The following is a 19,274-nucleotide window of genomic DNA, read 5'->3' on the forward strand; positions in this document are numbered from 1 at the left end:
GTTCGCGGCGTGTCTGCTTGCGCTTGCCGGCGTATTCGAAATCGGAAAAGCTCATCTGGCTCATAGGCGGCTCGGATCAGGTGGTCAGGCGTATTTCAGCACATTTGAAAACTTGTTCGGAGATTCCCTAAGCATAAGCAATCACAGGGTGGCGCTATGAAAATCGACGCACATGCAGCCGAACATACTCCGGTCTACCCGGCGAATCTTCGCAGGAGACGTTGTTATCTAGTCATTAGCGGGGATGTGAAGCGGCTAAGCGATGACGGTATGGCGCTGGATCCTCGGAGTGTCGACCTGTCTGATAAAGGAGTTCGTCAGGCCCGAGAGCTCTCGGTGATGATGCAACATGTGGCTTTCGATCGGGCTGTGTGCTCCGATTATTCTTGTGCTCGACAAACCGCAAATATCTTGCTGGACGAGCAGGAAAGCATGCTTGAGCAAGCTAAAGCGTTTAGCGATATAAAAGCAGGTTGCTTCAGTAAAATCACCCCACAGCACCCTGATGACCGAGTATGCCAGGCCTACGAAACCATAGGCGAAGGTGATGGCACATTTTTGGGGGGAGAGCATTGGGACAGCTTTGAAAATCGGGTGCTTGAGCAATTTTTTCGGCTCATTGGCGAGCCAGCATGGAGATCGCTTCTACTCGTCAGCCACGACGCGGTTGGCCGTGTGTTGCTGGCCTGGGCTATGGGTTCAGATCGTCATATCATGAGTTCTCTGAAGCAGGACTCTGCATGCCTCAATATCATTGACCTCGACGTAGTGGGTACTCAGGTATTGAAGCGACTGGTGCGAGGAATCAACATAACGCCCTACGACCTTTGCAAAATCGCCGACTCACAGACGGTATTGACGGTTAGCTGACCACACCCGCGTTACTTATTGACGTCCGGTTCAAACTTGGCCCAAGCACCGTTCTAAGGCAAGTAGCCTGCATCACAGCACAGATAAGCTTTGTCCACCTGCGGCTATGTTGCTCAAAGCCGGATATCCTCTGTTCCTTGGATAAGCGCTTCAATGTGCGTGCCCGTCGCGCGTTCTTCGTTGCTGAACCCGTCATAGTCGGCCAAGTTGGCAAGACGAATACAGGCCATTTGCTCGATTTGCAACACGCTGCGGCGGTAGGTTCTGAGTTGGCCAAACACCGAGTCCAACTGATCGAGGTGACGGCTCTGGTCGATCATATAAGCGCTAGCGGAAGGTTTGCCGTCATCCCCCAAATAGGCCACCACTTTCCAGAATGCTTTGGGGATTTTGACACCACGGTAAACACGGTCATCTTCAGCCAGCACCGGGCTTGTAAATACAGTGGCTCGGGCCTTCCAGCGCCGTGTATTGTCGAGAATGTACTCCTCAAGTTCCAACCAGGTCTTCTGGTTGAACGCGCTCATCTGCGGCGAGCAGTTAGTGAAGTGAAAAGTGTCGAGGTTGGCGATGGTCGCTTCTTCGCCCCTATAGGGTCTTGCCTGCGCACCAAATGGCCACGGTCCAGGCCGTTGCTCGCGTAGAGCTCGTTGCCCACCTGGGCGCTTATAGGCACACGACCATCATAGCATTCAGGCTAGGTCATTGATGGCCTTATCAAATCGCGAGCAGGATCAATATTTGACGACTTGCGCTTCTGCTAAGCTCGTATCCATAACGCTTCAAAGAGATGACTGCATGTCCTTCGTTGACGAGTTCGTTGCTGAGATACTGACCCTTCAGATCGCCCTGTATCACTCCCGTGCACGGTTGGAAGCGAGGACTGACAGCGAGGCTTTGCATGACCTCAGAATATCTGTGAGGCGCATCCGGAGCCTACTCCGACCGATGCGTTCGATTAGCGAAGTCATGGCGCTGAATAATGTTGCGGCGGAAGTCGGAAGGCTAACCACGCCGGCGCGCGATCTTGAGGTGTTGATTGAGGAGCTAGAGGAAAGGGGCTTTCCTGACCTTGCGCAGTTCCGCAAAGCGCACTTGGATTATGACTATTCAAAGATTCTAAAAAGCCCGGCCCTCAAGAATCTGTTCACTCAGTTGGATGAGTGGCCTTCAATCTTTCGCTTGGCTGAGATCAACGGCGGTTTGCAGCACGTCCAGTCTCAAATTGAAAAATCACTGACTAAGCAGATCGACCGATTGCATGCGGCGGTAGATGACGCTGAATCTGATCGGCACGAGTTGAGAATCCTGGTCAAGCGAACTCGCTACCTGACAGAGGCTTTTCCCAAGCTGTCACCGCTTTCGGGTAAGGCGGCAAGCTCTCTCAAGGCCCTTCAATCGGCCCTGGGTGCCTGGCACGACCATTATCAGTGGTGTCAAAAAGCATTGGTCGAATCAGATCTACACCAGCTGGAAGAGGTCTGGCGGCGATGCGCCGCGACGGCGCTCGAGAAAGCTGACGCTCAGTTAGCTGACCTGGAGAAATTGCTGCCAAAGTCCTCAGGCAAAAAAAAGCCGCCTAATGTGGCAGCAGAAAAAACAGCAGGCGTTGAATAGACGCAGTATTACGGCTGGAGGGTTACAAAGCGATGACGTTTTTTGATCTGGCAACGAATTCTCTTCAAGACACTTCAGCCATAGGTCTACTTATGCTGATAGGTAAAGGGTGGGCTGCATTTATGCGACCCTCCAGCCTTTTGACGAAGGCTTCGGCTTCGGCATAACTGTGAAACTTAACGCGCCATGCATTCATCCACACGAGCCAGTCTTCGGGCGTCTCTGCCTCTTCGATTTTGATCAGCATCACGAGAATCCTTTCATGAGGTATCGATTCTCAAGCGATACAGAGAATGAGTAACTAGGTTTCATTTGGCGGTTTCTCTCGGTGGTTCAATGCCCTTTCTGACGGACTCGGCATTCAATTCGAGCGTGGTGATACCACCGAGGGCGGTGCTGGAAACGCCGATGGATCCCCTCTGATCTATCCACATTGCTATCGACTCAATGGCGTCGGCAAGCGCGAGTTCGTTTTCGTGGAGGGTTTCAAGTATGTCCGGTAATTGGGGAGGGGCTGACATGTCGACATTTCCTCGGAGTGAACTGGAAGACTAGCAGCGTCAGGTAGGGTGTGCTTAATCATCAACCTATCCCTTGTAGGTGGTGCAGCCGAGAGTAATCGGCCCAAGACGTGTTGGCCACTTCGGACGTGGTACAGTCACTGGGTCTTGTTAGAAAAACGCCATAAATTTGTAGGTAGTGCCATAAAGCGTACTGCCCTTTGGAGACCGTTGTGACCAAGCTTCGTAATTATGATGGTGCCCCTGGGTGCTCTATAGAGGCCGCACTGCACATCATGGGTGGAAAGTGGAAGGGCGTAATCCTTTATCACCTGCTACTGGATGGCACACACCGTTTCAACCAATTGCAGCGACGTCTCACTGGAGTGCCGCCTAGGTTGCTGATCAAGCAGCTTCGGGATATGGAAGAAGACGGTCTCCTAGTGCGAACTGTCTACCCAGTAGTACCGCCCAAGGTCGAATACGCACTTAGTGATGAGGGCCGAAGCCTTGAGCCTTTTATCCTGGGACTATGTGACTGGGGAGATGCGTGGTTGAAGCGTCGGGGCATGACCACTGCCGCTCAGATGAGGGCGGACGAGCAGCCACCTGGCGGAAAGTCCGACATCGCCCCCATGATTAGCTAGAAGCTTAAGGCCAGTTGCTCGGCCTCTTGCAGTACGCTTAAGCGTACTATATGCAAATTTTTGCAGTATTTACGTTTTTATTATCTTCGATAGCCTTGTTCAAAACGCGTAGAGAGCAGAAGCACGTGCCCCGCGCATTCTTGAGCAAACTATTGGAGTATCTGAATTTTGGCCGCAAAACTTTTTGAACCCGTAACCATTGGTGGGTTAACACTTCGCAACCGAATTGCAATGTCTCCAATGTGCATGCACTCGGCAAGCGAAGACGGATGCGTCACTGATTTTCATACCGTGCATTACGGTGCTCGAGCATTGGGCGGCGCAGGGCTCGTTTTTTTGGAAACCACAGCCATCCTTTGCAACGGCGTTATTGGCCCCGGCGATATCGGTATCTGGGACGATGCACAAGTTGAGGGGCTGGCAAGGCTGGTCAAAACCATTCAACGCTTTGACGCCAAGGCAGGCTGTCAGCTGGGCCACGCAGGTCGTCAGTTGGGCGTTCCGGGGCCGTCTATTGCCCCATCGGCTATTCCGTTTACCAAGGATTCGCAAGTACCTCAGGCGCTCGACCTATACGGCATCAAAGGCGTCGTTGAGGCATTCCGCCAAGGCGCACGTCGCGCCCGCGAAGCTGGTTTCGATGTTGTAGAAGTACATACCGCACATGGCTACCTCCTGAACGAGTTTCTCTCTCCGCTGGCTAACCATCGCACCGACGAATATGGCGGCAGTCACGAGAATCGTTATCGTATCGTCCGAGAAGTAATTGACGCTGTTCGCTCCGAATGGAAAGGCCCGTTGTTTGTCCGTATTTCTTCGACCGATTACACCGAAGGCGGCAATACTCCTGAAGATTTCCTGATCTACGGCAAGTGGATGAAAGAGCAGGGAGTTGACCTCATCGACTGTTCATCGGGTGGCATTGCAATGGTCAAAGTGAACGCTTTTCCTGCCTACCAGGTTCCTGCGGCTGAATTGCTGCGTCGTGAACTGGGCATCATGACGGGGGCGGTGGGCCTGATCGAAAGTGGTCGTCAGGCGGAAGAGATCGTCCAGAACGGTAGGGCAGACATAGTGCTGGTTGGCCGAGATATGTTGCGAGATCCCTTCTGGGCTCGCACTGCCGCCGATGAGTTGCGCACAGCTATCCCTGTGCCTCCGCAATACACCCGCTACGGTTCGGTGTGGCAGCGCAGTCAGCCGCCGTTGCCAGCAGCTCCTTTGACCGAAAACTGATGCGCCTAAAAACATAAAGGCTTGTTAAATTTACCCCTGATGCGCCACGCAGCGTCAGGGGTTTTACGATCCGTTTCTGCTCAGGCGAGGCGGTCAATCTTAGTCTGTTCAGTTTTACTGGGTATAGCGCCATCTTCGAGATCGGGCTCCAGGGATATTCAGTGTTTGAGGCTGTCAGCAATTACAGGCGTACGGATTTTGACGTGTGGGTAAGAAAGTCCATCACAGCTCTGATAGGAACCGAGCGTTTCAAATCGTGGTGAACCACTAGCCAGACGTCCCTTGAAAAGGGTGCGCCGTCATATTCGATGCGTTTCAGTCCTGGTTGTGCATCGCCGAGAAATCTTGGTGATCCAGCAATCCCAGCTCCAGAGCATGCAACCACCAATTGACTACTAACATCGCTTAGATCACATCCAATTCGACGCTCGCCAGCAATGTTCAGAAGCCACTGCTGTTGCGGCAGATCCACAAATTGTGCGTCGTAAACGATGAATGCCCACCTGTCTGGACTATCAAAGAATGTGTAGTTGGGACTGGCATGCAAGGCATACGGAATATGGCCAATTTTGCGCACAACATCATTGGGTTCTTCGGGACGGGTCAGGCGTAATGCCACCTAGCTTCGCGTCGGCTCAACGATACCTGTTGAGGCTGTGCAGACATCTAAAGTGTGATTTCTGGATATTTGGCCCGGAATTCAGGCAAGCGATGGGCGAGCAAATGGGCTATCAATATCGTTTCCAGCTCAAATCTTTTGATTGTTTTCGCTGTGTCGTCAGTCTTTCCTCACTTGAGCTGCGTTGTGCCGCAGTTGGTCTAGGTAGTCAGCCCATTGTTGAGCCGCCTCCCGGCGCTGTACCAGCAGTTGCGCGCGCGCATACACAGCTCCCAACGCGCCTGGCATACGGTGGGATAACGACAGTTCGAGCACGATGGGGTCTATACCCAAGTGCTCGTGGGCAATGGTCCGGTAGGTAGCGCGAAAGCCGTGGGCAGTGATGTCGTACTCAGGCCAGATACGCTGGAAGGACTTGAGCATGGAGGTAGGATTAATGGGGCGGCCTGGATAGACCGGCGAGACGAACACCCAGCCTTTGCCGTCTTCATCCACCACGCGGGTTTTATGTAGCTCTCGTAACAGGACCAACGCTTGCTCAGGCAGCGGCACGATGTGTTTGCTCTTGTCCAGGTGCTTGGTCTTGCTCACCACATAACGCCAATCGGCGCCCACCAAGTCGACATCTTCCCAGCGCATCTGCACCAGTTCGCCTGGGCGAACCGGCAACATGACCAGCAGCCGCATTGCTGCGGCTACGCTGCCGTCGTTGCAGTCATCAAGGCGTAGAAGAAACCTGCCTAGGTCGGACGGCCTTTCGATCGCCGGGTTGCTGGTCACGATGTGGCGAATCTTCAACTCCTCAATGTTGCTGAGCGCCACGTTGCGCTCCACCCAGCCGCGACCTTCGGCAAATCCCAGAACGGCACGTATGATGGTGCGCACGCGCCGGGCCATGGCCATGGTCCGCTGGCGGCGCAACTCAGTGATGATCGTAGTGATGTGCTCCAACTTGATCTCGCTGATCGGTTTTTTGCCAATGGCAGGCAAGATGTGGTTGTTCAGCGCTCCGGTAAAGCCCGAGATGGATTTGGTCACCAGTTCGGCAGACTTGAATGCCAACCATTGCTCGGCCACGTAAGCGAAGGTGCGCTCTTCATTGAGCAACTGTGCCTCGATCTTGGCGGTCTTGGCCTTGAGCGGAGCGGTGTGGTTAGCCACGTCGCGGCGTGCGCCGCGGGCAATGTCGCGCGCCTCCTTGAGGCTAATCTCGGGGTAAGCGCCGATGGAGAAGCGGTTTTCCTTCCCATGCAGCCGATACTTCAATCGCCAAACCTTGGAAGGAGATTTGCCGACCTTACTCGACGCCCTCACCTCCAAGTAGAGGCCAGGAACTTCGCCATCGGCGTGTTTGCCAGGTTCGGTCAGTGACCGGATCAAGGCATCGCTGAGTTTTCGTTTGAAAACAACCGCATTATCTGGGCGCATCGGTGGGGGCATCGGTGGGGGCATCCTTTTTAAGGAACCGAAATTTGCCCCCAATTATGCCCCCATGAGTCGTGGAATCCATTGGATTTAGACAGGCGGCTATGGACTTAAATAACCAATAACTTTTTGTTATTAAACGGTTTTATGGAATTTAGTGGAATTCCGTTACAGGCTATCGGGGTCCCCAAAAAACATCTGAATCCGCGAACGCAGCCAGCGCTCACCGGGGTCGTTGTCCTGGGAACCGCGCCAGGCCATGTGCAGCTCGAAGCTGCGTACCGGCAGGGGCGGGTCGTCGGCGCGCAGGCCGCCGGCGGCGGTGAGGGCTTGTGCGGTGTAGTCGGGTACGGTAGCGAGGATGTCGGTGCCGGCCAGCAGGGTGCCCAGGCCGTTGAACTGCGGTACGGCGAGTACGACATGGCGCTTGCGGCCGAGTTTTTCCAGTTCTTCATCGATGAACCCGCTCAGGTCGCCGGCGAATGACACCAAGGCGTGAGGGCGGGCGCAGAAGTCGTCCAGGCTCAGGGCGCCGGGCACGCTGTCGGCACGCAGCATCTTGGGCAGGCTGCGGCGCAGGATCTTGCGCTTGGCGTTGGCCGGCAGGTCGGTGGTGTAGCTCACGCCGATGGAAATTTCCCCTGAGGCCAATAAGCCGGGCATCAGGATGTAGTTGACCCGGCGCACGACCAACACGATGCCCGGCGCTTCGGCGCGCAGGCGCTTGAGCAGCATGGGCAGCAGGGCGAACTCCACATCGTCCGATAGGCCAATGCGAAATACCGCGGTGCTGGTGGCCGGGTCGAACTCGGCGGCGCGGCTGACAGCGGTGGAAATCGAGTCCAGGGCCGGGGAGAGCAGGGCGAAGATTTCCACTGCTCGGGCGGTGGGTTCCATGCTGCGCCCAGTGCGCACGAACAGCGGGTCGTCGAACAGCCCGCGCAGGCGCGAGAGGGCCGCGCTGATGGCCGGTTGGCCGAGGAACAGTTTTTCCGCAGCTCGGGTCACACTGCGCTCGTGCATCAGTGTTTCGAACACAATCAACAGGTTAAGGTCGACTCGACGCAGGTCGTTACGGTTCATCGGGTGTCCTGGCAAAATCGGCCAAGCGTGGCGGTACGCTTGACGAGAGCTGCCCGTTGAGAACAACGGTCGGCGTGAATCTTACGGGCAAAGGCTGCTACTCTGCACCGGCTAATTCATTTTTCCTACGTTGATGGTTCTGTTTTCTGGTCTGTATGCGTCGCGGAATCGATGACAGACATGTCGACTATTAATAGCCACGGGTAGTCTTGGCCAGAAAGCCCGGATAAAGTTCAGGGCATTAGAGGTTACTTTTGACGAGGTTTGCGATGTCCCGCACGATCCGTTTTCACAAGTTTGGCGCAGCCGACGTGCTCAAATGCGAAGAGCATGCGCCCGCGTTGCCCGCACCGGGTGAAGTGCAGGTGCGTGTCGAAGCGATCGGCATCAGTTGGTACGACGTTCTCTGGCGGCAGAACCTGGCGTCTTCCCACGCCCGTTTGCCTTCGGGCCTGGGCCATGAAATGGCCGGGGTGGTGACGGCGGTCGGCGAGGGCGTCGAGGACTTGGCGGTGGGTGACAAGGTCGCCAGTTTTCCGGCCGAAAGCCCCAATGATTACCCGGTGTACGGCGAAGTGATCGTGCTGCCGCGCAGCGCCTTGACCCGTTACCCCGATGTGTTGAGCCCCATCCAAGCCAGCGTGCACTACACGCCGCTGTTGATCGCTTACTTTGCCTACGTTGACCTGGCGCGGGTCAAACCGGGGCAGTTCGCCCTGGTCACCGACGCCAGCCACTGTGCCGGGCCCTCCTTCGTACAACTGGGCAAGGCCCTGGGCGTGCGGGTGATTGCCGCGACCAAGACCGCCGAAGAGCGCGAATACCTGCTGAGCCTGGGGGCCGAGAAGGTCATCGTCACCGAAGAGCAGGACCTGCTCATGCAGGTCAACAAGTTCACCGACAACCGCGGCGTCGACGTGGTGTTCGATGGCCTCGGCGGGCCGCAGATGTCGATGTTGGGCGACGTCTTGGCGCCCCGTGGCAGCCTGGTGCTCTATGGGTTGCAGGGCGGTAACCAGACACCGTTCCCGGCCTGCGCGGCGTTCCAGAAGAACATCCAGTTTTTTGTGCACTGCATCGGTAACTTTACCGGCAAGCCGGAACTGGGCATTGCCCAGGACCAGGTGGCGCTGCAACGAGCCTTACGCGACATCAACCAGCTCACCGCCGACCGCGTGCTGGTGCCGCTCAAGACCACCGTGTTCGCCTTCGACGAGTTCGTGAAGGCCCACCGCTACATGGACGAGTGCCCTTGCCGCGAACGGGTGGCGCTGCACATCGTCGCACGCTGAAGGTGGTTCCCAGCGCCAGCGCCCGAACCTGCGGCGCTGGCGTTTTTTTGCTCGCAGTTTGGGGCCGCGTAGTTAGCTGACGTTGCGCCCCATCCTTATTATTTGATCCGCGCATCCGCGCATTGTCGTTAGTCTTGAAGGGCGAACGAGTGGGCGGGCCTTTGACGATCTATTAACGACAACTTTTTCATGCAGATATGCTGGTCTGAGTATCTGAACTGGTTTTTCGCGTAAATCTGTATCTTCCATTCATTAAGTAAGCCTTGATAATTGAATTATCACTTTCATCTCAAGGAATGAGTCATGACTGACGAGCTTGTTTTATATCGGCGCAGCACTGCTCTAGTTCGTGAAGAGCTTGCAGGGCAAGGGTTGCGGCCGAGGTTTAAGGAAATCATGGTGGGCCGGTTAGTTGGCTTGAGTGTGCGGTATAAGTGCTGTCTAAAAAACAATGTAATCATTGGTTGTAGGTTGTTGTAGGAATATTCTTAGGCAACTTTAGTTCCTTCCTGGTAAGGCTGCTAGTTTGGTGCAGTGTTAATATTTGGTAACTGAATGCCCCCCACCTGGGCGCACACTTTAACTTTAGCGGCAACCCACGACTCAAATCGAGGTTGTTCGCTTGCCACTGATATTTTGCAAATTCAGGTACATCGACCATGACTACTATTCACGATCAAGCCATGAACTATGTGTACCAGCAGGTGCTGCATCGCTTGCTGGGCTTCTTCTCCCGGGGTGAGCGCACCGCGTTGCAGCTGTTTATCCAGCGCCTGGTGGTCGAGGCCGGCGGGATGGAGCACATTGGCGGGCACAAGGTGCTGGTGACCCACTCCGGCACCCGCGAAAGCAGCTACACCCTGGCCTTCCTGCGGGCCGCCCAGTTGAGCATCGCCGGGCGCGCGCCCGCGACCTTCAACCTGCGGGTGGCCACCCTGCGTCATCCCGGCCAGGAGCAGGCGACGCTGAACAATATCCATCGCAGCTTCAGCGCATTGTTCGTCTACGACGATCCGCGGGTGGAAGTGTTGATGCTTGATGGTGCCGAGGTACTGGCGTTCAACCATCAGGCCCCGCTGTCGCCCCAAGGTCGTGAGTTGTACCGGCGCAATGTATTGATGAGCGGCCACCTGGCAGCCAGTGACCGGCACTTGGAAATGGGGGACAGCCATCGCCTGGCCTCGGGTAATTTTCTGGGCAAAGTGGCGTACTGGAACGAGGCCGTCGATACCCTGGTCAGCAGCCACAGCCCCCGTGAGCAGCGCCAGTACTTGCAAGCCTTTGTGGTGGCGGCGCGACAGCTTGGCCAGCGCGGCGAGAGCCGCGCAGTGCTGGACTTCGGTGATCTGTTCCGGGCCCTGAATGACTTTGGCCAGGACTACTATCGCCAGCTCTGCCCACAATTGAGCGAAACCTGCGACCACGCCCCTGGGCACTTCGAGGTACGCCGCCCGGTGTCCTACTTGGGCCTGCACGACTTGGTCAGCGAGAGCGAAGGGGCGCGTGAATCCCTGCTATGCGAGTTCCTCGGCATGCACTGGGACACCCCCTGCGAAAACCTCTACGCCAGCCCGCTGTTGATGACCCATGCCTATGGCTTGCAGGCGCGCTACGTCAATGGCTTGAGCTACGAAGAAGGGGTGCGTCAGTACCTGCAGTTGACCACGGTGCTGATGCGCAAGAAAAACCTCTGCGAGAACCTGATCCAGTTGACCTTGAGCGACTACAGCACTCCCGAGCGCATCGAAGATCGGCGCTTGCAGGCCGACCTGCTACTCAGCCAAAGCCTAGGCTTGAGCGAGGTGCAACTGGTGTGCCTGCTGTTCGCGCCGTTCGTCAATGGCGCGGCGGGCCTGGAGCGGTTCATGCGCGCCTGCCACCCGCAGATGTTGGTGGGCCTGGCAGAGGTGCATAAGGCGTTGCGCGGCGAGCCGGCGATGGACCAAGTGGTCCAGTGGCTGGGAGACGTCAGCGGTTTGCCACTGCCGTTGTTGGGCAAGCTGTACACCTTGCCTGCCCACGACAGCAACCTCCCGCCGCTGCCGGAAACTGGCGTGGCCCGGCACCTGGGTGAGCGTAGCGACGTGGCGCTTGAAGAGCCGATCGGGCGTTGAAACCCATGTGTAATGCCTGCAAACCGGCCCGGCTTCGTCAGGGATGGTTTTGCACCTGTGCTCCCTGGGCTGGCGGTGGTTGCCCATGAGAGGCGTGCGCCAGACGGACTTCGCCTATCAGGCGGTCTACCGTTACCTGACCAACCTCATCAGCGAAGTTGGCACCGATGCGCGGGTCAAGTTGCCTTCCCTGCGCCATTTGGCTGATCGCCTGAATGTCTCGATCTCAACGATCCAGTACGCCTATTCGCTATTGGAAAAGGAAGGGCGGGTGTATTCGGTGGCCAAGTCCGGCTATTACGCGCTCCCCGTCTCCACCTACAGCGCCTACAGCAGCGGCGCCGACTTATTGGAAATTCTCTACGTCAGCACACGCCGCCCCGACATGCTGGTGCTGTGCAACGACGAACCGGCCCTGCTGCAATCGCTGGACAGCCCCTTGCTGCTGCTCGAGCGCGAACTGGTGCGCCAATACCCGCGCCAGTCGCAAAGCCTGTCCCAACCGTGCGGCGAACTGGAACTGCGCACCGCCCTGGCGGCGCGTTACACCACATCGCCCCTGCGTTGCTGGCACGCCGACGACGTCTACATCGGCGCAGACCTGCGCGGGGTACTGGAAATCCTTATCAACGTGCTGGCCCTCAAGGGCGCCACCGTGTTGGTGGAGTCGCCCTGTGACTGGGCGATCCTGCGCCTGCTGCAAAGCGCCGGGGTGCAGGTGATCGAATTGCCCCTCAAGGACGACGGCTGCCTCGACCTGGCGAACCTGGTGCACCTGTTCGACATCCAGGACGTACGCCTGGTGCTCTTGTCCTCGGACATCAACATGCCCACCGGCGCCCGCATGCCGGTCAACGAGCGGCGGCGCCTGGCCCACCTGCTGGAGGTCAGTGGCTGCTGGGTGCTGGAAAACGACACCTACGGCGAACTGGCCTTCCAGCCGGCGCAGTGGCGCCTGCGCGACCTGGTCAGCGCCGATCGCCTGATCGTGTTCTCCACTTTCGAGAAAACCATCGGCCCGGAGGCGCCTTACGGCTACCTGCTGTCGCGCCAGTTGAGCGTCGAGCTGCAGCGCCACTTCCTGTTGCGGGCCTTTCGCCTGTCGCCGATCCGCCAAAAGGCGATCGCCCGCCTGTACGCCAATGGCCGCCTCGACCAGCACCTGTCGATCCTGCGGCGCATGCTCAAGGAACGTATGCAGCAAATGGTGCAACTGCTGCAAGAGCGCTTCGCCGATTCGCTGCAATGGTCGCTGCCGGCCGGTGGCGCCACGCTGTGGGTGCGCTCGGTGCGCCCGGTGGACGTGCGTCGGGTGTTCCAGCGCCTCCTCAAACAGCGCATTGTCGTGGCGCCGGGGGAGTTGTTCAGTATCTGCGGTTTCCACACCCAGAGCTTGCGCCTGAGCCACACCTACAGCGGCCCCCACAATTTGGAAGCGGCGTTGGGCAGCCTGGCCGACGCCCTGCGCCTGGAATGGCTGGACTGAACCGCCGGGTGCGGCAAAACAACTTGCAGGGCAGGGGATAGATACGGTCGCCGGGTGGTCAAAGTGCCAGTAAACTGCACGACTTTCCCCCGATCTCTCCTTTTCCCGAGGTTTTGCATGACAGTCAGTCCTTTGGCGGGCAAACCGGCACCAGCACATTTGTTGGTCGATATCCCGCGACTGGTGACGGCCTATTACACCGGCCAACCGGATGCCAGTGTGCCAACCCAACGCGTGGCCTTTGGCACCTCCGGCCATCGCGGCACCTCCTTTGAACTGAGCTTCAACGAATGGCATGTGCTGGCCATCAGCCAGGCGATCTGCCTGTACCGCCAGGCCCAAGGCATCGACGGGCCGCTGTTCGTCGGCATCGACACCCACGCCTTGTCCACGCCGGCCGGCACCAGTGCCCTGGAAGTGTTCGCTGCCAACGGCGTCACGGTGATGATCGCCGAGGGCGACGAGTACACGCCCACACCGGCCGTCTCCCACGCCATCCTGTGCTACAACCGCGGCCGCGTCTCGGGCCTGGCCGATGGCATCGTTATCACGCCGTCCCACAACCCGCCGCAGAGCGGTGGCTACAAGTACAACCCCACCAACGGCGGCCCGGCCGACACCCATATCACCAAGTGGATCGAGGCCAAGGCCAACGAACTGCTGGCCGCGCGGCTGGCCGGGGTCAAGCGCATCAGCTACGCCCAGGCCCTCAAGGCCGACACCACGCACCGCCACGACTACCTCAACACCTACGTGGCAGACCTGGCCAACGTCATCGACCTGGAGGCCATCCGCAACGCCGGCCTGCGTCTGGGCGTCGATCCGCTGGGCGGCGCCGGGGTGCGCTACTGGTCGGCGATTGCCGAGCACTATCGCCTGGACCTGGACGTGGTCAACACCAGCGTCGACCCGACGTTCCGCTTCATGTGCGTGGACTGGGACGGGCAGATCCGCATGGACCCGTCCTCCAGCCATGCCATGCAGGGCCTGATCGGCCTCAAGGACCGCTACGACGTGGCGTTCGCCTGTGACCCGGACCACGACCGCCACGGCATCGTCACTCCCAGTGGTGGCCTCTTGGCCCCCAATAACTACCTGGCGGTGTCCATCGACTACCTGTTCCAGAACCGCCCGCATTGGCGCGCCGATGCGGCCGTGGGCAAGACCGTGGTCAGCAGCGGCTTGATCGACCGCGTGGCTCGGCGCCTGGGGCGTCGCCTCTACGAAGTGCCGGTGGGGTTCAAGTGGTTTGCCGAAGGCCTGTTCGACGGCTCCCTGGGCTTTGGCGGCGAAGAAAGCGCCGGCGCCTCGTTCCTGCGCCGTGATGGCGGGGTCTGGAGCACCGACAAGGATGGCTTGATCCCGGCCCTGTTGGCCGCCGAAATGACCGCCCGCACCGGCCGCGACCCGAGCCAGGCCTACCGCGCCCTCACCGACGAGTTGGGCGAGCCCTTCGCCGTGCGCGTCGATGCCAAGGCCAACCCGCAGCAAAAAGCCCTGCTGGGCAAGCTGTCGCCGCAGCAGGTCACGTCCACCGAACTGGCGGGGGAGCCGATTCAAAGCATCCTCAGCCACGCCCCGGGCAACGATCAGGCCATTGGCGGTTTGAAGGTGATGACCGAAAACGGCTGGTTTGCCGCACGCCCCTCGGGCACCGAAGACATCTACAAGATCTACGCCGAAAGCTTCCTCGGCGACGCCCACCTCCAGCAACTGGTGCAAGAAGCCCAGGCCCTGGTCGATGGCGCGATCAGCGCGTAGGGGCAGGGCACCTCTGCATGCTTGCGCTCGGGCGCACAGCGGCCGTAAAAAACCGGCCAGGTGCTACACGCGAGGGGCGCTTTGCGCCCCCGCGCGGGCAAGCCCGCTTGCTACAACAACGGTGGCTAGGCGAGGTCGACCAGTACGACCTCGCTGTCTTGCAGCGCGGTGACGCGCAACACCCGCTCGTCTTCGATCGCCACCCCATCCCGGGCTTGAGCCCGTAACCCATTGACCTCGATTACCCCGGTGGCGGGCACCAGGTACGCCCGGCGCCCGGCGTCGAGGCTGTACTCGGCGCTTTCCCCGGCCTTGAGGTTGGCGGCCACCAGCCGTGCGTCGGCACGGATGCGCAGGCTCTGGTCATCGCCGTCCTTGCCGCTGGCCAGGGTCACAAACCCTTCGCGCAAGCCTTTGGGGAAAGGCTTGGCGCCCCACGACGGCGGCGAGCCGGCTTCGCTGGGCACAATCCAGATCTGGAAAATCCGCGTGGGCGTGGTTTCCAGGTTGTATTCGCTGTGGGCGATGCCAGTGCCGGCGCTCATCACCTGCACATCACCAGCCTCGGTGCGGCCTTTGTTGCCCAGGTTGTCGGCGTGGCTGATGGCGCCTTCACGCACATAGGTGATGATTTCCATGTCCCGGTGGGGGTGGGTCGGGAAGCCGCTGCCAGGGGCGATCACGTCGTCGTTCCACACCCGCAGGTTGCCCCAGTTCATGCGTTGGGGGTCGTAGTACTCGGCGAACGAAAAGTGATGATGGGCATCCAGCCAGCCGTGGTGGGCGCCGCCCAGGGAAGTGAAGGGTCGAAGTTGCAGCATGAGCGTCTCCTGTAGCGGCGTGCCAAAGGGCTGTCCGCGGTTGATGGGAGGCATCTTCCATCAGCCAAGCATCGATAAAAAGCGCAAAAAATCCGCTGAATCAATCTGGTTTGTCGATGTTTTTTTTGGCCAAACACTCAGTCGCCACCTTCAATGAATCGCCTAAGCCAATGAACCACAAGCATTTGACTAGAACTCACCAGCGAATGGCGCGACCATAGCGCCCCACCGCCTCACACCCAGGAGTCAGCGTGTCGCAGCACAACCCCCAACTTCCTCCCGAACTCGTGCCCCTGGCGCAAATGCCCCTGTTCAAACGCCTGATGGCCCGGTTTTTCGGCCATGGCCTGAGCCGCTTGCACGCCCAGCACCGCGCTTCGTGGCTGCACGGCCAGGCGGACGGCTTTCGCAGCGGCCACAGCGCAGGCGTGGAATACGGTTACCGCGAGGGGCACCAGGAAGGGCTGGAAGCGGGGCGCCAGGTGTTGTTGATCCGCGATTCGCGCTGCACAGAGCACCCGGCTCCTGGCGTGGACGATCACCTGTTCGACGACTGGCGCCTGCCCTTGGGGGCGGAGCTGAAAAAACGCATCAAGGCCGATGTGGCGCGGCAATTGCCCGAGCACAGCCAGCCCAGCGCCGCGCAGTGGAAAATGATCTTCAGCGACACGCCGTCCACCTCGGTAGTGGCCGGCGCGGGGGCGGGCAAATCAACGTCTCTGGTGCTGCGGGTGCTGGTGCTGCACCACTACCTGGGTTTCGAGCTCGATTCTCTGACCGTGGTGACCTTCACCCGTGAGTCGCGCAAGGACTTCATTCGCAAACTGATGGCCACCTTCGCCCTCTGGGGCCTGGCCCTGAGCCCGGCCCAGGGGCGCGACCTGGTGCGCACCTTTCACTCGCGCATCCTGCCCATGGTGCGCAGCCTGCCGGGGTTCGAGCGCTTGCAGGCGTTCGAGAACCTCAACGCCCGCGGCGGCGAGGAGGAGGCCGACAGCAACCCGTTCGACCTGCGTCTCAACGACACCCAGCGCCAGTACCTCAATGGCGCCTACCATCGCCTGTTCCAGAGCGAGGCGCGTTTTCGCGACCTCATCAAGCCGCTGTCGCGCCACGCCTTGCAGCTCAAGGAACTGGAGCGTGACCACCCGGACGTGCAAAAACGCGTGGCGGTGACCGAACTGGCGGCCCAGCGCGATGTGGAGCTGTGTGACAGCGTGGAAAACCTCTGGCGCCAGGCCAAGGCCTGGCCGATCAAGGGCATCGAAGCCAAGCGCCAAACCTTCCAGATTAACGGCGCTACTTTTCATTGCCACGGCTACTGCCGCGAGTTGGAGGCCTGGGTGATGCTCGGCTTCGATCCGGGGGAAAGCGCCCAACTGACGCGCCCCGGCGCCCGTCTGTCGGTGCGCGCGGAGTGGGCGGTTAAACGCACGCTGTTTCAAGCTTTCTGCGATAAACCTTTGATTTGGTTGGATAACTACCAATCAGGAAAACGTGTCTTAGCCACCCTGGGCGGCGATGCCAGCGCCGGGCCGGGTTTCGACTACAAGGTCAAGGGTGAGCTCAGTTCCGCGCCTTTGCTCGACTGCTTCGTAGCCGCCGCCAGTTTTATCGAAAACCTGGGGCTGGACGTGCCCATGGCCGTGGGCCGCATGCGCTTCGCCCAGGACGACCCGGACCGTTTCTTCTTCGAGGCCCTGAGCCTGTACTGGCGGGCCCTGGAAGACCACTTACTCGACCAGTCGCCGCCGATCATGTCCTATAACCGCATGTTCGCGCTGTTTAGCGAACATTCGCCGCAGAACTTCAAACTGCTCGGCGACGCCACCCTGCGGCCGTTGTCGCACCTGATGATCGACGAATTCCAGGACGTCTCGCCGCAGATCGTCTCGTGGCTGCGGGCCAGCCTGCGGGAAATCCGCAGCCGCGGCCCGGCCATGCACGTGGGGCGCGGCGCACAACGTTCGTCGCTGCTGTGCGTGGGGGACGACTGGCAGTCGATCTATGGTTGGCGCGGCAGTTCGCCCCAGTACTTCATGGCGTTCAACAAAGAGTTCCCGTCGCCTGCTACCACCCGGGTGATGCTCAGCGACAACTACCGCAGCCACCAGCACATCATCGATGCGGCAGAACACATCGTACGAGCGGCTGCGACCATCCCTGGGAAAAAGGCCAAGGCTTGCGGCGAACCCAAGGCCTTGGTGCCGGTCACCGTGCTGGAGCGCGATGGCCCGGCCCTGGCCCAGCGTTTGATCGAGCATTATCGCCAAGGCGATTCGATCTTGATGTTGTATCGAGGAATGAGCGATAAGCTATTGATTGAAGAGCATATTCAGTCTGTAGTTAATGTGGATTCTAGCTTGCCTCCCGAGCAGCGCCGCCTTAAACAGCTGACCTATCACAGCGCCAAGGGCCTACAGGCGGATGCGGTTTTTCTGCTGGGCGATTGCCAGCACTTGACCCGTTCGCCCTACAAGAACCAGGTGTACCCCTTGGCCGGCCTGGGCCGTGACGGCGACGCCGAGCCCTATGACAGCGCCCAGCAGGACGAAACCCTGCGCCTGGCCTACGTGGGCATTACCCGGGCGGTGAAGCACTGCTACTGGTATGTCGATGGGCCTGACGGGCGAGCTGCTCACCAGCCCAAGGCCTCGGACCGGGTGGCGGGGGATAAGCCGTTCTTCAATGACCTGCGGGGTGCAAAGGGCTGATGGGGCAGGCTGGGCTCACCCTGTGGGAGCGGGCTTGCCCGCGATGGCGATGTCTGATTCGACATACCTATCGACCGGAAAGCCCATCGCGGGCGAGCCCGACCCCACAACGACGCCGTCCTGCAATGTGATAAGTATTGTTTTAAATCAGTGGCTTAGCCAAAACTCTTAAGGCTCGATGGAGGTACAAAGCACTCAAGCTCAGCCTCGATGGCTTCGATGATCCGTTCCACATCGGTGGCGTTCATCACCGTCGCGCAAGGGATGCCGGCAATGGCGATCATGGTTTCGCCGCTCTCGCGGTCGAACAACCGGGCAATCAGGCTGCCGGGTGCGTCCATGCTGGCTTCGAAACCCACGGGGTGAAAATGCCAACGCATCAGCTGGCAAGCGTTGGGAAAGGTCACCTTGTTGGAAAACGTCTTGTTCATGGGGTGCCCACCTGTGTCATTGAGCGCTTCCTTTAGCTCGCGGTAGGAACGACAGGGCCTGCTTGGCCGTGCCCGTTGAGTGCTAACCCTAGCATCAGATTGCCGCTATTTAATCGGTTTTTTTAAACCCTTTCGCAATTGCCTGGCAAAAGTATGACGCGTGTCATGTATTTGTCGGGCAGGTGGCTGGAATAAGGTTTCCAGCCTTGGGAATGTCACGTTCGACCGTTCAAATGGAGCACCCCGTGGGTGCTGTCAATCAGCCTTGCGCACGGTGGCCACTTCGTCGGCCTTGACCCGCACTTTACGCCCGGAAATATCCTCGAACTCATAGAAACCGTCGGCGGTCTTGGTGTCCGGTACATCCCGGGTCAGGTACTGGGTGCCGTTCTGCAGGGTGACCACCGTCGGCGACGCACAACCGGCCAGCGCCGCCGTGGCGAGAACAGCCAGGGCCAGGGTCTTGATCTTCATGGATATGCCTCGTGCATGTGGAAAAACCATTGAGCATTGATGGCACTTTGTCCTGAAAAGTGTCAGAAAGTTCGCGGCGGCGAGGGAAAACTGTGAAGCCGTCCATCCATTTGGGTTTGCCAGGTACGGCGACAAACTGCTATCTGTATGTATAACCAGTATTCGACCCGTGGCGCTTTCGATC

17 protein-coding genes and 1 pseudogene are annotated in these 19,274 nt (G+C 59.0%); 9 read left to right on the forward strand and 9 right to left on the reverse strand.

Going from position 1 to position 19,274, the window contains the following annotated elements; all coding sequences use genetic code 11:
• Window positions 1-156 precede the first annotated feature (156 nt).
• Window positions 157-870 (forward strand): histidine phosphatase family protein, encoded by a 714-nt coding sequence (locus tag AC19YT_RS17155; protein WP_096143108.1) that lies wholly within the window; start codon window positions 157-159, stop codon window positions 868-870.
• Between the two features lie 113 nt (window positions 871-983).
• Here the strand turns inward: AC19YT_RS17155 and AC19YT_RS17160 are convergent.
• Window positions 984-1,558: pseudogene (locus AC19YT_RS17160) on the reverse strand (DNA/RNA non-specific endonuclease); the annotation flags it as partial.
• A gap of 110 nt (window positions 1,559-1,668) precedes the next feature.
• On the opposite strand from AC19YT_RS17160, the gene AC19YT_RS17165 reads away from it, so the two are divergent.
• Window positions 1,669-2,487, forward strand: a complete 819-nt coding sequence (locus AC19YT_RS17165; RefSeq protein WP_096143109.1) for a CHAD domain-containing protein — start codon at window positions 1,669-1,671, stop codon at window positions 2,485-2,487.
• A gap of 64 nt (window positions 2,488-2,551) precedes the next feature.
• On the opposite strand, the gene AC19YT_RS17170 is transcribed toward AC19YT_RS17165, so the two are convergent.
• A complete protein-coding gene (locus tag AC19YT_RS17170) occupies window positions 2,552-2,734 on the reverse strand; it encodes a hypothetical protein (RefSeq protein ID WP_096143110.1) in 183 nt (60 codons plus the stop codon).
• 61 nt (window positions 2,735-2,795) lie between these two features.
• Window positions 2,796-3,008, reverse strand: coding sequence for a hypothetical protein (locus tag AC19YT_RS17175; protein ID WP_070413572.1), 213 nt, complete (start codon window positions 3,006-3,008; stop codon window positions 2,796-2,798).
• A 275-nt stretch (window positions 3,009-3,283) separates the two neighbouring features.
• Here AC19YT_RS17175 and AC19YT_RS17180 point away from each other — a divergent pair, with 275 nt between their 5' ends.
• Together AC19YT_RS17180 and namA are read left to right on the forward strand one after the other, a co-directional pair.
• Window positions 3,284-3,634 (forward strand): winged helix-turn-helix transcriptional regulator, encoded by a 351-nt coding sequence (locus tag AC19YT_RS17180; RefSeq protein WP_153332835.1) that lies wholly within the window; start codon window positions 3,284-3,286, stop codon window positions 3,632-3,634.
• 168 nt (window positions 3,635-3,802) lie between these two features.
• Window positions 3,803-4,870, forward strand: coding sequence for an NADPH dehydrogenase NamA (namA, locus tag AC19YT_RS17185; RefSeq protein WP_096143111.1), 1,068 nt, complete (start codon window positions 3,803-3,805; stop codon window positions 4,868-4,870).
• A 181-nt stretch (window positions 4,871-5,051) separates the two neighbouring features.
• Here the strand turns inward: namA and AC19YT_RS17190 are convergent, their stop codons facing one another.
• The 3 genes from AC19YT_RS17190 to AC19YT_RS17200 all read right to left on the reverse strand — a co-directional run bounded on the left by AC19YT_RS17190 (window position 5,052) and on the right by AC19YT_RS17200 (window position 7,997).
• A complete protein-coding gene (locus AC19YT_RS17190) occupies window positions 5,052-5,489 on the reverse strand; it encodes a LysR substrate-binding domain-containing protein (protein ID WP_096143112.1) in 438 nt (145 codons plus the stop codon).
• A 159-nt stretch (window positions 5,490-5,648) separates the two neighbouring features.
• Entirely contained in the window at window positions 5,649-6,917 is a 1,269-nt protein-coding gene (locus AC19YT_RS17195; protein ID WP_096143113.1) for a tyrosine-type recombinase/integrase, read from the reverse strand.
• A 165-nt stretch (window positions 6,918-7,082) separates the two neighbouring features.
• Window positions 7,083-7,997 (reverse strand): LysR family transcriptional regulator, encoded by a 915-nt coding sequence (locus AC19YT_RS17200; RefSeq protein ID WP_500610682.1) that lies wholly within the window; start codon window positions 7,995-7,997, stop codon window positions 7,083-7,085.
• Window positions 7,998-8,266: 269 nt separating this feature from the next.
• On the opposite strand from AC19YT_RS17200, the gene AC19YT_RS17205 reads away from it, so the two are divergent.
• The 4 genes from AC19YT_RS17205 to pgm all read left to right on the forward strand — a co-directional run bounded on the left by AC19YT_RS17205 (window position 8,267) and on the right by pgm (window position 14,650).
• Window positions 8,267-9,289 (forward strand): zinc-dependent alcohol dehydrogenase family protein, encoded by a 1,023-nt coding sequence (locus AC19YT_RS17205; protein ID WP_095109751.1) that lies wholly within the window; start codon window positions 8,267-8,269, stop codon window positions 9,287-9,289.
• Between the two features lie 659 nt (window positions 9,290-9,948).
• On the forward strand, window positions 9,949-11,403 hold the full coding sequence (locus AC19YT_RS17210) for a hypothetical protein (RefSeq protein WP_500610683.1): 1,455 nt from the start codon (window positions 9,949-9,951) through the stop codon (window positions 11,401-11,403).
• 85 nt (window positions 11,404-11,488) lie between these two features.
• Window positions 11,489-12,889 carry an aminotransferase-like domain-containing protein gene (locus AC19YT_RS17215; RefSeq protein ID WP_095109749.1) on the forward strand — a complete coding sequence of 467 codons (1,401 nt, stop codon included), beginning with the start codon at window positions 11,489-11,491 and terminating at the stop codon, window positions 12,887-12,889.
• A gap of 117 nt (window positions 12,890-13,006) precedes the next feature.
• A complete protein-coding gene (pgm, locus tag AC19YT_RS17220; RefSeq protein ID WP_095109748.1) occupies window positions 13,007-14,650 on the forward strand; it encodes a phosphoglucomutase (alpha-D-glucose-1,6-bisphosphate-dependent) in 1,644 nt (547 codons plus the stop codon).
• Window positions 14,651-14,775: 125 nt separating this feature from the next.
• On the opposite strand, the gene AC19YT_RS17225 is transcribed toward pgm, so the two are convergent.
• Entirely contained in the window at window positions 14,776-15,471 is a 696-nt protein-coding gene (locus tag AC19YT_RS17225; RefSeq protein ID WP_095109747.1) for a pirin family protein, read from the reverse strand.
• Window positions 15,472-15,722: 251 nt separating this feature from the next.
• Here AC19YT_RS17225 and AC19YT_RS17230 point away from each other — a divergent pair, with 251 nt between their 5' ends.
• A complete protein-coding gene (locus AC19YT_RS17230; protein WP_500610684.1) occupies window positions 15,723-18,185 on the forward strand; it encodes a UvrD-helicase domain-containing protein in 2,463 nt (820 codons plus the stop codon).
• Between the two features lie 155 nt (window positions 18,186-18,340).
• Here AC19YT_RS17230 and AC19YT_RS17235 read toward each other — a convergent pair whose 3' ends face one another.
• Window positions 18,341-18,616 carry a DUF1652 domain-containing protein gene (locus AC19YT_RS17235; RefSeq protein ID WP_500610685.1) on the reverse strand — a complete coding sequence of 92 codons (276 nt, stop codon included), beginning with the start codon at window positions 18,614-18,616 and terminating at the stop codon, window positions 18,341-18,343.
• Window positions 18,617-18,871: 255 nt separating this feature from the next.
• Window positions 18,872-19,090 carry a YgdI/YgdR family lipoprotein gene (locus AC19YT_RS17240; protein ID WP_095109744.1) on the reverse strand — a complete coding sequence of 73 codons (219 nt, stop codon included), beginning with the start codon at window positions 19,088-19,090 and terminating at the stop codon, window positions 18,872-18,874.
• Window positions 19,091-19,274: the final 184 nt, after the last annotated feature.

The organism is Pseudomonas sp. MF08875, from assembly GCF_059862525.1.

What these genes read in the sequence shown, in the direction of transcription:
- AC19YT_RS17155 (WP_096143108.1), top strand. Translation starts at nt 157, where the DNA reads ATGAAAATCGACGCACATGCAGCCGAACATACTCCGGTCTACCCGGCG.
- AC19YT_RS17165 (WP_096143109.1), top strand. Translation starts at nt 1,669, where the DNA reads ATGTCCTTCGTTGACGAGTTCGTTGCTGAGATACTGACCCTTCAGATC.
- AC19YT_RS17170 (WP_096143110.1), bottom strand. Translation starts at nt 2,734, where the DNA reads ATGCTGATCAAAATCGAAGAGGCAGAGACGCCCGAAGACTGGCTCGTG.
- AC19YT_RS17175 (WP_070413572.1), bottom strand. Translation starts at nt 3,008, where the DNA reads ATGTCAGCCCCTCCCCAATTACCGGACATACTTGAAACCCTCCACGAA.
- AC19YT_RS17180 (WP_153332835.1), top strand. Translation starts at nt 3,284, where the DNA reads ATGGGTGGAAAGTGGAAGGGCGTAATCCTTTATCACCTGCTACTGGAT.
- AC19YT_RS17195 (WP_096143113.1), bottom strand. Translation starts at nt 6,917, where the DNA reads ATGCGCCCAGATAATGCGGTTGTTTTCAAACGAAAACTCAGCGATGCC.
- AC19YT_RS17200 (WP_500610682.1), bottom strand. Translation starts at nt 7,997, where the DNA reads ATGAACCGTAACGACCTGCGTCGAGTCGACCTTAACCTGTTGATTGTG.
- AC19YT_RS17205 (WP_095109751.1), top strand. Translation starts at nt 8,267, where the DNA reads ATGTCCCGCACGATCCGTTTTCACAAGTTTGGCGCAGCCGACGTGCTC.
- AC19YT_RS17210 (WP_500610683.1), top strand. Translation starts at nt 9,949, where the DNA reads ATGACTACTATTCACGATCAAGCCATGAACTATGTGTACCAGCAGGTG.
- AC19YT_RS17215 (WP_095109749.1), top strand. Translation starts at nt 11,489, where the DNA reads ATGAGAGGCGTGCGCCAGACGGACTTCGCCTATCAGGCGGTCTACCGT.
- pgm (WP_095109748.1), top strand. Translation starts at nt 13,007, where the DNA reads ATGACAGTCAGTCCTTTGGCGGGCAAACCGGCACCAGCACATTTGTTG.
- AC19YT_RS17225 (WP_095109747.1), bottom strand. Translation starts at nt 15,471, where the DNA reads ATGCTGCAACTTCGACCCTTCACTTCCCTGGGCGGCGCCCACCACGGC.
- AC19YT_RS17235 (WP_500610685.1), bottom strand. Translation starts at nt 18,616, where the DNA reads ATGAACAAGACGTTTTCCAACAAGGTGACCTTTCCCAACGCTTGCCAG.
- AC19YT_RS17240 (WP_095109744.1), bottom strand. Translation starts at nt 19,090, where the DNA reads ATGAAGATCAAGACCCTGGCCCTGGCTGTTCTCGCCACGGCGGCGCTG.